Origin of the sequence: Streptomyces sp. NPDC050416 (assembly GCF_044458845.1) — a bacterium.
Taxonomy (GTDB): domain Bacteria; phylum Actinomycetota; class Actinomycetes; order Streptomycetales; family Streptomycetaceae; genus Streptomyces.
The window spans coordinates 25,719-39,438 of record NZ_JBITII010000016.1 but is presented as its reverse complement, the minus strand read 5'-3'; the positions used below and the strand labels follow the sequence as shown (position 1 = coordinate 39,438).

The window sequence follows — 13,720 nt, the reverse complement described above, 5'->3', positions numbered from 1 at the left end:
TCGTATGTTCGATCGCCGCGCCGCGCTCCGATACGGAGATCGACTCCGACGAACCCGCAGCACGCGCCCCGCTCCGGGGACATGGGGGCAGGGTGGTGAAGACTGGGCGGCACGCAAGGACTTTGACCCTATGGAGGCAGCTGCATGACACGTCCGATCGCGGCAGGCGTCGACGGATCGCAGGAGAGCCTGGCCGCGCTGGCCTGGGCGGCCCGCGAGGCGGTGCGGCGCGAGCGGCCGCTGCGGGTGGTGCACGCCTGGCGGTTCCAGCCGCACGAGGCCCTCGAAGCGGGGATCACCGGCGACGCGGACAGCCAGGCGGAGTGGGTGCACAGCGCGGTGACCGAAGCCGTCGGGACCGTCTCCGAACGGCATCCGGAGCTGGAGGTGACCACCGACGTCGTGGAGGGCCCGGTCGTCGACACCCTGGTCGCCGCGGCAGCCGAAGCCGAGCTGCTGGTGCTCGGCTCGCGCGGGCACGGGCCGATCGTCGGCTTCCTGCTCGGCTCGGTCGGCCAGCAGGTCATCGCCGAGACCACCCGGCCCGTCGTGCTCGTCCGGGCCGGTGACCAGCCCTCGGCCGAGGCCGCCGGGCGGGAGATCGTCGTGGGCCAGCAGGGCGACGAGGAGGACAGCGCCGACCTGATGCGGTTCGCGTTCGAGACGGCGGCCGTACGCGGGGCGACCGTGCGGGTCGTAAGGGCCTGGACCCTGCCGCCCGTCTTCGCCTACAGCCCCGGCTCGCTGAAGCTCCTCGACGAGGCCGGGGGACTGGAGCCGTACGAGAAGAAGGCACTGGCCGCCGCGGTCCGGCCGTGGCGGGAGCGTTTCCCCGACGTGCCGGTGGAGGAGCACGTGGAGATGGGCAGCGCCGGGCAGGTGCTGCTGTCGGTGGCGGGGACGGCCCAGCTGATGGTCGTCGGCCGGCGGGCCCACCGTACGGCCGTCGGCGCCCGGATCGGCTCGGTGGCGCACGGGGTGCTGCACCACGCGGACTGCCCGGTCGCCGTGGTCCCGCACGCGTGAGCGCGGGTGCGGCTCATTCCGCCGTCGGCTGGAGCGTCTTGCGGGCCTTGGGGAGGATGTTCTTGATGTAGTCCTCGACCGCCGTCTCGATGCCGATGTCGTGCTGGGCCCGCTCGGACAGGTACCAGCGGTGTTCGAGGAGCTGGTGGTAGATCTCCGCCGGGTCCATGGAACCGCGCAGTTCGGGCGGCACCGCCCGCACGGTGGGCCGGAACACCTCCCGCACCCAGCGGTGGGCCAGCACCTCCGGGCGGGCACCCAGGGGATCGCCCGGGGCGTAGTCGTCCTGGGTCGCCATCCAGCTCTCCAGGTCGTTGAGCAGCCGCCGGGCCTGGTTCTCCTCGGCGTCGAGCCCGGTCAGGCGCAGCAGCTGGCGCTGGTGGTGGCCCGCGTCGACGACCTTGGGGACGAAGGTGACCGTGTCGCCGTTCGAGGCGTGCTCGATCTGCATCTCGGCGACGTCGAAGCCGAGGTCGTTCAGACGGCGGATCCGGCGCTCTATGTAGTGGTGCTTGCCGGCCGGGTAGACGGAGGTGCGGGTCAGTTCGTCCCACAGGCCGCGGTAGCGGGCACAGATCTCCATGCCGAACTCGATCGGGTCGACCGAGGGGTGCAGCGCCCCGGACGCCTCCAGGTCCAGCAGCTCCCCGCTGATGTTCACACGGGCGAGGTCCAGGTCGTACTCGCGCTGCCCCGAGCTGAGCTGCGGATGCAGGTCACCGGTCTCGGCGTCCACCAGATACGCGGCGTAGGCGCCCGCGTCCCGCCGGAAGAGGGTGTTGGACAGCGAGCAGTCGCCCCAGGCGAACCCGGCCAGGTGCAGCCGCACCAGCAGCACGGCGAGCGCGTCCATCAGCCGGTGCATGGTGGCCGGGCGCATGGTCGTCTCGAACATCGAGCGGTACGGCATCGAACCGCCCAGGTGCCGGGTGATCAGCACGCTCTCCAGCGGGGCGCCGTCGGCGTCGGTGCGGCCGGTGACCACGGCCAGCGGGTCCACCGCCGGGATGCCGAGCCGGTCCAGGTCGCGCAACAGCCCGTACTCGCGCTGCGCGGGCCGCTCGGCCAGCTCCTTGACGGCGATCACCTCGTCGCCCGCCCGGGAGTAGCGCACCACGTGCCGGGAGATGCCGCGCGGCAGCGGCACGAGGTACTCCTCCGGCCATTCCTCCAGGGGCAGGTCCCACGGCAGTTCCAGCAGAAGCGCGGGATGCTCCGGGTTGGTCGCGCTGATCTGAAGTGCCATGCGCCGGGTGTCCTTGTCTCGCCGCTGATCGTCACCTCAGATTAGAGGGCGCGCTCCCGGGCCCGGTGGGCGGCGTCCCGCAACGAGCCGCGGTGGACCGGGCCGTGCCCGGGCAGCAGCAGCTCGCCCTCCAGTTCCGCGAGGACGTCCAGGGAGGCCACGGCACGCGAGCGTTCGTGGTGGAACATGTCCGGCAGCAGCTGCGGCCCCTCGACCCGCGACGTGGCGTGCCCGCTGACCAGGGCGTCGCCGGAGATCAGCACACCGGTGCCGGGTACGTGGTAGGCGCAGTGCCCGTCGGTGTGGCCCGGCGTGTGCACCGGCACGGGCCGCCCGGGCAGGTCCAGGGGGCCCGCCGCCGGGAACGGCCCGGGAGCCGTGACGGGGTTGTGCGTCGTGCCGCCGGCGCGCAGCGCGTGCACGGCCCACGGCAGCACCCCGGGGCGCCAGCCGTTCCTCAGCACCGTCCCGAGGGACACCTGGTGCAGGAACTCCCGGCGCGCGTGCGGTGCTTCGGCCTCGTGCAGGTACACGGGCGTGCCGTACGTGGCGCGCAGGAACTCGGCGGAGCCCAGGTGGTCGTTGTGCGCGTGCGTGATCAGCACGGCCGCCACCGCCTCCGGGGAGCTGCCCACCTCGGCGAGCGAGGCGAGGAGCCGCTCCCGGTCGCCGGGGTAGCCGGTGTCGATCAGCGTGACGGCGTCCCCCTCCGCGAGGATCACCCAGTTGGTGTGGGAGCCGTGCACCAGGTAGGTGCCGTCGGCGACTTGATGTACGTCTGCCCGCATGATCGCCCCGCGTTGGTGTTGTCCCGTTCCGACGTGAGAAGGAAAGCAGACCTCACGACAGGGGGAACAGCCAGGTTCGTCTCAACGGACCCGGCAGGGCATGACCGTTCGGGCTCAGTGCACGCCGTGCGGGCGGAACTGGATGCTGATGCGCGGCTCCGTCGCACGCGTGCTCTTGGGGATGGAGTGCTCCCAGGTGCGCTGGCAGGAGCCCCCCATCACGATCAGGTCGCCGTGGCCCAGCGGCCTGCGCACGGTGTCGCGACCGCCCCGCATCGGCCGCAGCAGCAGGTCCCGGGGTGCTCCCACCGACAGGATCGCGACCATCGTGTCCTCGCGCGCCCCGCGGCCGATCCGGTCGCCGTGCCAGGCCACGCTGTCCCGGCCGTCGCGGTAGTAGCACAGGCCGGCCGTGGTGAACGGCTCGCCCAGTTCCTCGCCGTAGTGGGCGCTCAGCGCGTCGCGTGCCTCGGTCAGGACCGGGTGCGGCAGAGGGTCCCCGTCGCCGTAGAAGGCGAGCAGCCGGGGGACGTCGACGACGTGGTCGTACATCGTGCGCCGCTCCGCCCGCCACGGCACCTCGGCGGCCAGCTGTTCGAACAGCGTGTCGGAACCGCTGAGCCACCCGGGCAGGACGTCGAGCCAGGCGCCGAAACCGAGGTGGGTCCGGCTGATCCCGTCGAGAGGTCCGAGTCGCAGCTCGTCCGTCTGGTCGAAGAGGGAGCCCTGGAGGTGCATGGCCCCAGCGTACTCGGAATCGAAAACTTGTTCCATGAGAATTCGGGCACGGTGCTCCGAGGCTTTCGATACATCGGTGTATCGAATACAGTCACGTATCGAAAGGAGCCGGGCATGGCCGTGGAGGGAACGACCGGGCGGGTGACCAGGCGCCGCGTCCGCACCCGAGCCAACCTCCTGGACGCGGCGTTCTCCGTGTTCGCGGCCAAGGGCTTCGGGCACGTCTCCATCGAGGAGGTCTGCGAGGCCGCCGGCTACAGCAGGGGCGCCTTCTACTCCAACTTCTCCAGCCTCGACGAGCTGTTCTTCGCCCTCTACCAGGAGCGGGCCGACCTCATCGCGGAACAGGTGTCCGGAGCCCTCGCCCTCGACGGGCCCGGGCTCGACGTGCCGGCCGCGGTGGACCGCGTCACCGACGTGCTGCTCCTCGACCGGGACTGGCTCCTCGTGAAGACGGACTTCCTGGTGCACGCCGCCCGCGACCCGGACGTCGCCCTGAGCCTGCTGGAGCACCGCGCGCGGCTGCGGCAGGCGATCGCCGACCGGCTCGCCCGCGCCCGCGGGCACACCGCACTGCCCGCCGTCCTGGGCGACACCGACGGCGCCGCCCACGCCGTGGTCGCTGCCTACGACGGCGTCACCACGCAACTGCTGCTGGACCGGGACGTCGAACACGCCCGCGCCTGGCTGAAGCAACTGCTCACGGCCCTGCTGACCGACGGCAGCGGCACCCCCGACCACAGGCAGAACTGAAGAAGGGAACGTCGCCATGGACGCCGACGTCATCGTCGTCGGAGCGGGCCTCGCCGGCCTGGTCGCGGCACACGAACTGACCAGCAGGGGCAGGAGGGTCGCCCTCGTCGACCAGGAGAACGCCGCCAACCTCGGGGGACAGGCCTTCTGGTCCTTCGGCGGGCTGTTCCTCGTCGACTCGCCGGAGCAGCGGCGCCTCGGCATCAAGGACTCCTTCGACCTCGCCTGGAGCGACTGGCGGGGCAGCGCCGGCTTCGACCGGCTGGACGACGAGGACACCTGGGCCGTGCGCTGGGCGCGCGCCTACGTCGAGTTCGCCGCGGGGGAGAAGCGGTCCTGGCTGAACGGGCACGGCATCACGTTCCTGCCGACCGTCGGCTGGGCCGAACGCGGCGACCTCACGGCGCACGGGCACGGCAACACGGTGCCCCGCTTCCACATCGCATGGGGCACCGGCACCGGTGTCGTGGAACCCTTCGTCCGCTACGCCAAGCAGGCCGCGCGCGACGGACTGCTCACCTTCCACCACCGTCACCGCGTCGACGAACTGGTCATGGAGGACGGCAGCGCCCGAGGGGTGCGCGGCGCGGTCCTGGCCGAGGACACCTCACCCCGGGGCGTCGCCTCCAACCGCGACGCCATCGGCGAGTTCGCACTCACCGCCCAGGCCGTCGTCGTCACCAGCGGCGGCATCGGCGCCAACCACGACATCATCCGCCGCTACTGGCCCGAGCGCCTCGGCACCCCGCCGAAGGAGATGGTCACCGGCGTACCGGCCCACGTCGACGGACGGATGCTCGACATCAGCGCCGAGGCGGGCGCACGCCTGGTCAACCGGGACCGCATGTGGCACTACACCGAGGGCCTGCAGAACTGGGACCCGATCTGGCCCGGCCACGGCATCCGCATCCTGCCCGGACCCTCCTCGATGTGGTTCGACGCCCTCGGCCGCCGCCTGCCCGGGCCCTACCTGCCGGGCTACGACACCCTCGGCACCCTGAAGCACCTGCGCACCACCGAGGACATCGCCGGGTACGACCACTCCTGGTTCATCCTCACCCAGAAGATCATCGAGAAGGAGTTCGCCCTGTCGGGCTCCGAGCAGAACCCCGACATCACCGCCAAGGACCGTGCCGGGTTCCTGAAGGAACGCATCCTCGGCAAGGGCGCGCCCGGACCGGTCGACGCGTTCCTGCGCAAGGGCGCCGACTTCGTGACCGCGCCCAGCGTCGAACAGCTCGTGGAGAAGATGAACGAACTCACCGACAAGCCGCTCCTCGACGCGGCCGGGATCAAGCGCCAGATCGAGGCACGCGACCTCCAGATCGCCAACCCCTACGCCAAGGACGCCCAGGTGCAGGGCATCCGCAACGCCCGCCGCTACATCGGCGACCGCCTCGGCCGGGTCGCCACCCCGCACCGCATCCTCGACCCGGCGTCCGGCCCCCTCATCGGCGTCAAGCTGCACATCCTCACTCGCAAGACGCTCGGCGGCATCCAGACCGACCTCGACTCGCGCGCCCTCGGCACCGACGGCAAGCCGATCGAGGGGCTGTACGCGGCGGGCGAGGTCGCCGGATTCGGCGGTGGCGGTGTCCACGGCTACAACGCGCTGGAGGGCACGTTCCTCGGCGGCTGCCTCTTCTCGGGCCGGGCGGCGGGCCGGGCGGCGGCGAAGCAGACCGCCTGACCGTGCCCGGACGGCCCGCCTCGTTCAGTTCTCCAGGAGGCGGGCCAGCACCGCGGCGTGGCTCTGCTCCGGCGTCTTCGACGCGGTCAGCAGCGTCACGTCGCCCGCGCGGACCAGGTCACGGACGTGGGCGAGGACCTCGGACGCCTCGTCGGCGGCGAGCTCCGCCTCGTACCGCCCGGCGAACTCCTCGTACGAGCCCTCGCCGGCGTGGTACCAGCGGCGCAGTTCCGTCGACGGGGTGATCGCCTTGGGCCACTCGTCCACCCGGGCCGCGTCCTTCGCCAGGCCCCGCGGCCACAGCCGGTCGACCAGGACCCGCACTCCGTCCTCCGGCTCGGGCGGATCGTAGACGCGGCGGACGCGGACGCTCATGCTCGGCCCCTTCTGCTGCGGCGACTGCGCCGCTCCGACTGTGCTGCTCCGACGGACGGGTGTGCCGCGAGCGTAACCCTGACCGGGCACCGGCGCCCGGCTGCGCCGAAGGGCCGATTCCGCTCGCGCCGAGCGGGTACTCCGTCCGCCTGACGGCGTCGAGGGAGGAGGTCACGACATGAGTGGATCGGACGACCTGCCGGTCGTGCGCACACTCGCCGAGCTCACCGAACTGGTCGAACGGCATCAGGGCCTGTACGTCCGCTGGTCCCGCGGCCCCGCGACCGATCTCCGCGACGTGTCCAGCACCGACGATCTGACGGGCGTGTCCATGCCGGGCCTGTCCGCCAACCCGCTCGATGTCGAGGACTGGTGGGAGGACCGGCCCGTCCGGGTGTGGGTGGCCCGCCGCCTGCACGACTACGCCCATCTGCCGCACGAGAAGGGGCCCGGTGTGCGGGCCTGGGTGCTCGCGGGCAAGGAGACCTCGCGCGGCCCCGACAACGAACCGCTCGTCACCGACGCCCGGCCGATGTGCTGGATCGACCAGCAGGTGATCGACGAGGCGAAGGCGGAGGTCTCCCGGCAGGAGAACCCCTGGGGGCCGCTGCGCCGCAGCTGAATCCCCCAGGGGAGGGTGGTGCCGGGGCGTCAGCCGGAGCGGCGCCGGGCCGCCGCCCGCCGCTTCAGCGCACGCCGTTCCGTCTCGCTGGTCCCGCCCCACACACCGATGGACTGCCCCGTGTCCAGCGCCCACTGCAAGCACTGCTCCTGGACGGGGCAGCGCCGGCACACCGCCTTGGCCTGCTCCGTCTGAAGGAGGGCCGGGCCGGAGGTGCCGATCGGGAAGAAGAGCTCGGGGTCCTCGTGCCGGCAGGCAGCGTGGTCTCGCCAGTTGTCCATCGAAGTCACCTGCGATCGCAGTAGAAACGTGCCCGTTCGGATGATTGCTCGTTTTCGGGTCACCTGTCGACGCCTGGTGAAACAGCGCCGCCCCGGAACCGCTCACTGCTCGCGCATGCCCCAGGGCGAGCCGTAGGCCGTCAGCAGGTCCAGGAACGGGCGGGCCGGGAAGGCCTCCGGGCCGAGCACACCCGCGCCCGACCAGGCGCCCGAGGCGAGGAGTTCGAGGGCGACGACGGGGTTCACGGCCGTCTGCCACACCACGGCCTGCGAGCCGTACTCCGCCATGGACCACTGGTTGTCGACCACCTGGTAGAGGTACACCTCGCGCGGCTTCCCGTCGGACGCCGTGCGCGTCTACCACGCCTTCGTCGACACCACACTGGCCTTCGCCGCCCTCGAGCCGCCTCGCTCGCTCTGCCCAGCGCCTTGCTGCGGGCCGACGAGGAGATGTGGCGCTCGACCTACGCCCGGCTGCCCGCCACCACCCACCCCCGCATCGCGGAGGCGGCACCCCTGCTCACCACCCGCATGCTCACCAGCGCCTATCCGACGGCCCTGGACATGCTGCTGGACAGCGCGGCGGCCCAGCTGGACGGCGTCCGGGGAGAGTAGGGCGTCACCCCCGCAGTGCCTCCCCGGCGGCGGCCGTCACCGCCTCCGCCACCTGCGCCAGCGCGGGTGAGTCGAGCTTCCACTGCTGCCAGTACAGCGGCACGTCCACCGTCCGGCCCGGGGCGAGCTCGACCAGCCGCCCGGCGTGCAGCAGCGGGTCCGCCTGCGCCTCGGGCACCAGACCCCAGCCCAGTCCGGCCACCACGGCCTCGACGAAACCCTCCGAGGTCGGCACATAGTGCCGCAGCGCGCTCGCGCCGCTCCGCCCCCGGGTGAGCCGGCGCACGAAGCCGTCCTGGAAGTCGTCCCGCCGGTCGAAGGCCACCACGGGCAGGTCGGGGAGCACGCGTTCCAGCGGCCCGGCGAGCCGGCGCGCTGCGAAGTCCGGCGCGGCCACGGGGAGGTAGCGCATCCGCCCCAGCGACCGGACGGAACAGCCCGGCACGGGGTCCGGCGACGAGGTCACCGCCGCCATCACCACCCCCTCCCGCAGCAGCGCCGCCGTGTGGTCCTCGTCCTCCCGGCGCAGTTCGAAGTACAGCCGCAGCTCCTCCGGCACGCGCGTGAGCACCCGGAGGAACCAGGTGGCCAGCGAGTCCGCGTTCACCGCCACCGACACCCGCGTCGGCTCCCCGCTGTCGCTCAGCCCGAGCTCCGCGTACGCGTCGTGCTCCAGCCGCGCCACCTGCCGGGCCAGCCGCACCAGCACCTCGCCCGACTCCGTCGGCCGCACCGGCTTGGTCCGCAGCAGCAGCACCCGCCCCGTGCGCTGCTCCAGCGCCTTCACACGCTGACTGATCGCCGAGGGCGTCACATGCAGCGCGGCCGCCGCCGCGTCGAACGTCCCCTCGTCGACGACCGCGAGCAGGGTCCGCACCTGGTCCAGAGGCAGATCAGTCATCACGTCCGCTAACGATACGTAAGAATCTTTAGCTGTACGCGAGTGGGGCCAGTCCGTAGCGTCACGGCCATGACCAGCACCTTCACCGCCGCGGCCGCGGGGTTCGGCACCGGACTGTCCCTCATCGTCGCCATCGGCGCCCAGAACGCCTTCGTCCTGCGCCAGGGGATCCGCCGCCAGGCCGTCCTCGCCGTCGTCGCCATCTGCGCCCTGTCCGACGCCGCGCTCATCGCCTTCGGCGTCGGCGGGGTCGGTGCGGTGGTGGTGACCTGGCCGGGCGCGCTGAAGGCGGTCGGCTGGATCGGCGGCGCGTTCCTGCTGGGTTACGGCGCCCTGGCCGCCCGCCGGGCGTTCCGGCCGGACGGCGGCGCGCTGAAGACGGAGGGGGAGGCGGCCGGATCGATGCGCCGGGCGGTCCTCACCTGTCTGGCGATGACCTGGCTCAACCCGCACGTCTACCTCGACACCGTCTTCCTGCTCGGCTCGGTCGCCGCCGACCACGGCCCGCTGCGCTGGACGTTCGGCCTCGGCGCCGTGCTGGCCAGCCTGTGCTGGTTCGCCGCCCTAGGCTTCGGCGCCCGGCTGCTCGGCCGTTTCCTCGTCAGGCCCGCCGCCTGGCGGATCCTGGACGGCCTGGTCGCCGCCACCATGATCGTGCTCGGTGCCGTGCTCATCACCGGGAGCTGAGACCTCGGCGGTCCGGCGTCCGGCGGCCGGTGCGACAGTGATCCCCGGCCCGGTCGGTGTAGTGAGCATCCAGGAAGCGGCGAGTGGACACGAGCGAGAGCACGAAGGACGAGCGGGATCCGGCGCCGGAGGTCCCCGGGCGGCGCGGCTGGCGGCGCTGGGCCATGGACACCCGCCCCCTGCGCCGCCCCGCCTACCGGCGGCTGTGGAGCTCGACCATCGTCACGGCGGTCGGCAGCCAGCTCACCGCCGTCGCCGTACCCAAGCAGATCTACGACATCACCGGCTCCTCGGCGTGGGTCGGCGCCGCGAGCATGGCCGGCCTGGTGCCGCTGATCGTGTTCGCACTGTGGGGCGGGGCGATCGCCGACAGCATGGACCGGCGCAAACTGCTGCTGATCACCAACAGCGGCATCGCCGTCACCTCGCTGCTGTTCTGGCTGCAGGCCTTCACCGGCCTGGAGTCGGTGACCGCGCTCATGCTGCTGCTCGCCGTGCAGCAGGCCTTCTGGGGCCTGAACGCACCGGCCCGCAACGCCTCCATAGCCCGGCTGGTCCCGGAGGGCGAGCTGCCCGCCGCCAACGCCCTCGGCTCGACCGTGATGCAGACCGGCCAGGTGGCGGGCCCGCTGCTGGCCGGTGCCCTCATCCCCGTCATCGGCCTGCCCGAGCTGTACCTCATCGACGCCGTCGCCCTGTGCGTCACGGTGTGGGCGGTGTACCGGCTGCCGTCGCTGCCGCCCCTGGCCGGAACGGCGGTGCGCCGCGCGGGCGTGAAGGAGATCGTCGCCGGTTTCCGCTACATCTCCGGGCACACCGTGCTGCTGCTGTCGTTCCTCGCCGACATCATCGCCATGGTTCTCGGCATGCCCCGGGCCCTGTTCCCGCAGCTCGCCGCCCAGACCTACGCGCCCTACGGCGAGGGGCTCGCGCTGGGGCTGCTGTTCGCGGCGATCCCCATCGGTGCCGTGCTCGGCGGACTGTTCTCCGGCACCTTCTCCCGGGCCCGCCGGCACGGCTGGATGGTCATCGGGGCGGTCGTCGTCTGGGGCGTGGCCATCACGGGCTTCGGGCTGAGCCGCAGTCTGTGGGTGGGGGTGGCGTTCCTGGCCGTGGCCGGGGTCGCCGACATGGTGTCGATGGTCTTCCGCGGGGCGATCCTGCTGTCCGCCGCGACCGACGAGATGCGCGGACGCATGCAGGGCGTCTTCACCGTCGTCGTGGCGGGCGGCCCGCGCCTGGCCGACGTGCTGCACGGCACCGCGGGCTCCGCCTTCGGCCCCCGGACCGCCGTCGCGGGCGGCGGGCTGCTGGTCGTCGCCGTGATGCTGGTCCTGGCCGCCGCCGTACCGGCGCTGCGGCGCTACCGCGTCTGACGCCTCACAGGGCGCCTCGCCGGTGCAGCGTGTACTGCTCCATCAGCTTGCCCCGGGTCATCTCCAGCCGGTGCGCGAGCACCTCGGCGACGTTGCGCACCAGCACCAGCCCGAGCTGCGGATCCTCCGCGCACAGCCGCAGCACGGCCGCCGCGTCGAACTCGTAGGCCCGTACCGGACTGAACGCCACGGCGCCGAAGTCCCAGGTGTACGGCGGGAACAGCCAGGACCAGCCGAGCAGGTCGCCCGCGCCGAGGCTGGCCACGGTCACCCGCTGGAGGGAGTTCACCTGCTGGTCCAGGGAGACCGCGCCGGAGCGGATGACCCAGAAACGGTCGGCCGTTCCGCCCGCCTCGAAGATTCGTGCGTCCTCGGGGAAGGACACCTCCCGGGCGAGCGTCATCAGGCGCTGCCGCTGGGGCGGGGGCAGGGCGGTCAGGAGTTTGATCGCTTTGGTCATGACGCGGAGCTCCTCGCCGGGCGGTCGACTTCCGGTGCTTTCCCTACGCTCATTTCAGCCGCTGCCGGGCCCCCGGGCACCTCGGCGTGCACGACTTTTCCGGGGCATGAAAAAGCCCTGGCTGGACGGGGGAAACCAGCCAGGGCCGTAAGCAGTGGTGCGGAGGACAGGGGGTCGACTCCGTCACCACGTATGAATGAACCGTAAACCATCCCTGGGGCCTGCGTGCACCCCGGACCGGGTCGCGTGACCCGTTTCACTTCAGTCCGCGTCCCCGGCGAGGACCCGGACCGTCTCGAGCTCCGGATCGGTGGGGTCGGGCAGATGCATCCCCGCGGCCAGGCCGGTCCGCAGGTACGCCAGCACCGGCTCGGTGAGGCGTTCGCCCGGCAGGACGGCCGGGATGCCGGGGGGATACGGCGTGATCATCTCCGCCGCGACCCGTCCGGCCGCCCGCGCCACCGGCACGTCCTCGGCCGGCCCGAAGAACGCGTCCCGGGGCAGCACCGCCTGTTCCATCCGCAGCCCGGCGGGCGACGGCACCTCCACCCGCGGTGCCCGCGGCAGCTCCCGCGCAGCCCGCGCGAGGTCCCGCAGGGCCTCCAGCAGCTGCCCGGTCGTCTCCCGGTCGTCGCCGTGGGTGATCTGCGCGCCGATGCGGCGGTGGTCCACCAGATGCGCGTCGATCCGCCGGTGCTCGCGCAGCCAGTCCGCCGCCTGGAAGCCCGTGATCCCCAGCCCGGTGACGTCGATGACGCCGGGCAGCGGGTCGAGGTCGTCGGAAAGGCCCGGACCGCAGAAGTCGTCGCGGTCGTTGACGTGCAGCCCGTCGATCTCCTCGACGGCGGACCGGACCTCGGCCGCGAGCTGCAGCGCGCCGCCCATCAGCTCCTCGCCGTGCAGCGCCATCTGCCGCCGCCAGCCGTCCAGACCCGCGAAGATCAGCACCGACGGGCTCGTGGTGCCCAGCAGGTCCGCCCGCATCCCCAGCAGCGCCGGCGGGACCAGATCGCCCTGGAGATGGAAGACCGAGCCCTGCTCCAGGCCGCTGCCCATCTTGTGGATGCTGGTCACACAGATGTCCGCGCCCGCGTCCATCGCCCACGACGGCAGACCGGGGTGGAACGGCAGATGCGCGCCCCAGGCCTCGTCCACGATCAGTGGAAGCGAGCGCCGGTGGCACACCTCGGCGACCGCCCGCAGATCCGCGCAGCCGCCGTACGGCGTGGGGCTCGTGATCAGCGCACCCCGCGCGTCCGGATGCGCGTCGAAGGCCCGGTCGAAGTCCTCGGCGGACGGGGGATGGGCCAGGTGCCGCTCGGCGTCCCACCGCGGCTCGACCCAGACGGGCTCGATACCGGAGATGATCAGCCCCGCCACCACCGACTTGTGGGCGTCACGCCCGATCAGCAGCTTCTCGTGCGGCCCGGCGACCGACAGCATCGCGGCCTTCACCGACAGGGAACTGCCGCAGGTGCTGAAGAACGTGTGCTCGGCGTGCACCGCGTCGGCCATCAGCTCCTGAGCGCGTTGCAGCACCCGCCCGCGGGTGAGCCGGTCGTCCAGACCACCGGAGGCCAGCACATCACCGTGGAAGACCGCGTCACCGAGGACCTCCCGGACCGCCGGGTCCGCGCCGCGGGCCTGCTTGTGCCCAGGCGGCGTGAACGACAGGTGCCCCTTGCGTCGGTACTCGTCCAGGGCTTCCAGGACCGGTGCTCCGGTGTGGTCGACTGTCATGCGCACCGGGTTCCCGGCAGGCGCCCGCACAATCCGCCCGTGCCCGGCAGCGGGCAGCGGACCTCCTGGTCAGCCCTCCGCGGTGTGTTTGCCCGGGGTCAAGATCTCGTCCAGCACCGTCAGCACCGCCTCGTAGGACATCTGCCGCACGGTCGCGTCCCGGGCCCCCTGCGGGTCCGTCGGGCCCAGTTCCTCGCTCCTGGTCCGCCAGGACCGCTCCTCGCGCACCGCGCAGGCCCTCGCGCGCTGGATGCGCCGCAGCAGTTCGTCGGAATCCACCACATCGGTCATGCACCCCGCGTACCCCGGCGACGCGTGGTGATGGCAACGATTCACGGCCGTCCCGGATTTCCCGGAGTTCCCCGGACCTTCCAGGGAGTCTTTCCGGGTCGTTTTTCCGACAGTGGTGCGAACCGAGGTTT

At 72.3% G+C, this 13,720-nt stretch carries 15 protein-coding genes and 2 pseudogenes; 7 read left to right on the top strand and 10 right to left on the bottom strand.

Annotated features, from left to right (window positions below):
• The first annotated feature begins 144 nt into the window (after positions 1 to 144).
• Entirely contained in the window at positions 145 to 1,026 is an 882-nt protein-coding gene (locus ACIBL4_RS36415) for a universal stress protein (protein WP_399416085.1), read from the top strand.
• Positions 1,027 to 1,039: 13 nt separating this feature from the next.
• Here ACIBL4_RS36415 and ACIBL4_RS36410 read toward each other — a convergent pair whose 3' ends face one another.
• The 3 genes from ACIBL4_RS36410 to ACIBL4_RS36400 form a co-directional block, all read right to left on the bottom strand.
• Positions 1,040 to 2,272: a DUF4032 domain-containing protein gene (locus ACIBL4_RS36410; RefSeq protein ID WP_356927325.1), complete on the bottom strand. Its 1,233-nt coding sequence runs from the start codon at positions 2,270 to 2,272 to the stop codon at positions 1,040 to 1,042.
• A gap of 41 nt (positions 2,273 to 2,313) precedes the next feature.
• The gene (locus ACIBL4_RS36405) at positions 2,314 to 3,060 is read right to left on the bottom strand and encodes an MBL fold metallo-hydrolase (RefSeq protein WP_399416084.1); all 747 of its coding nucleotides are present in this window, start codon (positions 3,058 to 3,060) and stop codon (positions 2,314 to 2,316) included.
• Positions 3,061 to 3,174: 114 nt separating this feature from the next.
• Positions 3,175 to 3,798: an alpha-ketoglutarate-dependent dioxygenase AlkB family protein gene (locus ACIBL4_RS36400; protein ID WP_399416083.1), complete on the bottom strand. Its 624-nt coding sequence runs from the start codon at positions 3,796 to 3,798 to the stop codon at positions 3,175 to 3,177.
• 114 nt (positions 3,799 to 3,912) lie between these two features.
• On the opposite strand from ACIBL4_RS36400, the gene ACIBL4_RS36395 reads away from it, so the two are divergent.
• Both ACIBL4_RS36395 and ACIBL4_RS36390 read left to right on the top strand, forming a co-directional pair.
• On the top strand, positions 3,913 to 4,551 hold the full coding sequence (locus ACIBL4_RS36395) for a TetR/AcrR family transcriptional regulator (protein WP_399416082.1): 639 nt from the start codon (positions 3,913 to 3,915) through the stop codon (positions 4,549 to 4,551).
• 16 nt (positions 4,552 to 4,567) lie between these two features.
• The gene (locus ACIBL4_RS36390; protein ID WP_399416081.1) at positions 4,568 to 6,241 is read left to right on the top strand and encodes an FAD-binding dehydrogenase; all 1,674 of its coding nucleotides are present in this window, start codon (positions 4,568 to 4,570) and stop codon (positions 6,239 to 6,241) included.
• 24 nt (positions 6,242 to 6,265) lie between these two features.
• Here ACIBL4_RS36390 and ACIBL4_RS36385 read toward each other — a convergent pair whose 3' ends face one another.
• Positions 6,266 to 6,616 carry a DUF488 domain-containing protein gene (locus tag ACIBL4_RS36385; protein WP_399416079.1) on the bottom strand — a complete coding sequence of 117 codons (351 nt, stop codon included), beginning with the start codon at positions 6,614 to 6,616 and terminating at the stop codon, positions 6,266 to 6,268.
• A 178-nt stretch (positions 6,617 to 6,794) separates the two neighbouring features.
• Between ACIBL4_RS36385 and ACIBL4_RS36380 the strand changes: the two genes are divergently transcribed.
• Positions 6,795 to 7,238, top strand: a complete 444-nt coding sequence (locus ACIBL4_RS36380) for a DUF6098 family protein (protein WP_020269227.1) — start codon at positions 6,795 to 6,797, stop codon at positions 7,236 to 7,238.
• Between the two features lie 29 nt (positions 7,239 to 7,267).
• Here ACIBL4_RS36380 and ACIBL4_RS36375 read toward each other — a convergent pair whose 3' ends face one another.
• Positions 7,268 to 7,519, bottom strand: coding sequence for a WhiB family transcriptional regulator (locus ACIBL4_RS36375; RefSeq protein ID WP_010033226.1), 252 nt, complete (start codon positions 7,517 to 7,519; stop codon positions 7,268 to 7,270).
• 102 nt (positions 7,520 to 7,621) lie between these two features.
• A pseudogene (locus tag ACIBL4_RS36370) lies at positions 7,622 to 7,873 on the bottom strand (saccharopine dehydrogenase C-terminal domain-containing protein); the annotation flags it as partial.
• Here ACIBL4_RS36370 and ACIBL4_RS36365 point away from each other — a divergent pair.
• Positions 7,851 to 8,134: pseudogene (locus ACIBL4_RS36365) on the top strand (TetR/AcrR family transcriptional regulator); the annotation flags it as partial. The pseudogenes ACIBL4_RS36370 and ACIBL4_RS36365 sit on opposite strands and share 23 nt — an antisense overlap.
• 4 nt (positions 8,135 to 8,138) lie before the next feature.
• On the opposite strand, the gene ACIBL4_RS36360 reads toward ACIBL4_RS36365, so the two are convergent.
• Entirely contained in the window at positions 8,139 to 9,035 is an 897-nt protein-coding gene (locus ACIBL4_RS36360; protein WP_399416078.1) for a LysR family transcriptional regulator ArgP, read from the bottom strand.
• Positions 9,036 to 9,104: 69 nt separating this feature from the next.
• Here ACIBL4_RS36360 and ACIBL4_RS36355 point away from each other — a divergent pair, with 69 nt between their 5' ends.
• Positions 9,105 to 9,722: a LysE/ArgO family amino acid transporter gene (locus ACIBL4_RS36355; RefSeq protein WP_399416076.1), complete on the top strand. Its 618-nt coding sequence runs from the start codon at positions 9,105 to 9,107 to the stop codon at positions 9,720 to 9,722.
• An 83-nt stretch (positions 9,723 to 9,805) separates the two neighbouring features.
• Positions 9,806 to 11,098 (top strand): MFS transporter, encoded by a 1,293-nt coding sequence (locus tag ACIBL4_RS36350; RefSeq protein WP_399416074.1) that lies wholly within the window; start codon positions 9,806 to 9,808, stop codon positions 11,096 to 11,098.
• Between the two features lie 4 nt (positions 11,099 to 11,102).
• On the opposite strand, the gene ACIBL4_RS36345 is transcribed toward ACIBL4_RS36350, so the two are convergent.
• The 3 genes from ACIBL4_RS36345 to ACIBL4_RS36335 form a co-directional block, all read right to left on the bottom strand.
• Entirely contained in the window at positions 11,103 to 11,558 is a 456-nt protein-coding gene (locus ACIBL4_RS36345) for a cyclic nucleotide-binding domain-containing protein (protein WP_399416072.1), read from the bottom strand.
• Positions 11,559 to 11,819: 261 nt separating this feature from the next.
• Entirely contained in the window at positions 11,820 to 13,298 is a 1,479-nt protein-coding gene (locus ACIBL4_RS36340) for an aminotransferase class I/II-fold pyridoxal phosphate-dependent enzyme (protein WP_399416071.1), read from the bottom strand.
• 69 nt (positions 13,299 to 13,367) lie between these two features.
• The gene (locus ACIBL4_RS36335) at positions 13,368 to 13,589 is read right to left on the bottom strand and encodes a hypothetical protein (RefSeq protein ID WP_356927312.1); all 222 of its coding nucleotides are present in this window, start codon (positions 13,587 to 13,589) and stop codon (positions 13,368 to 13,370) included.
• Between the last annotated feature and the right edge of the window lie 131 nt (positions 13,590 to 13,720).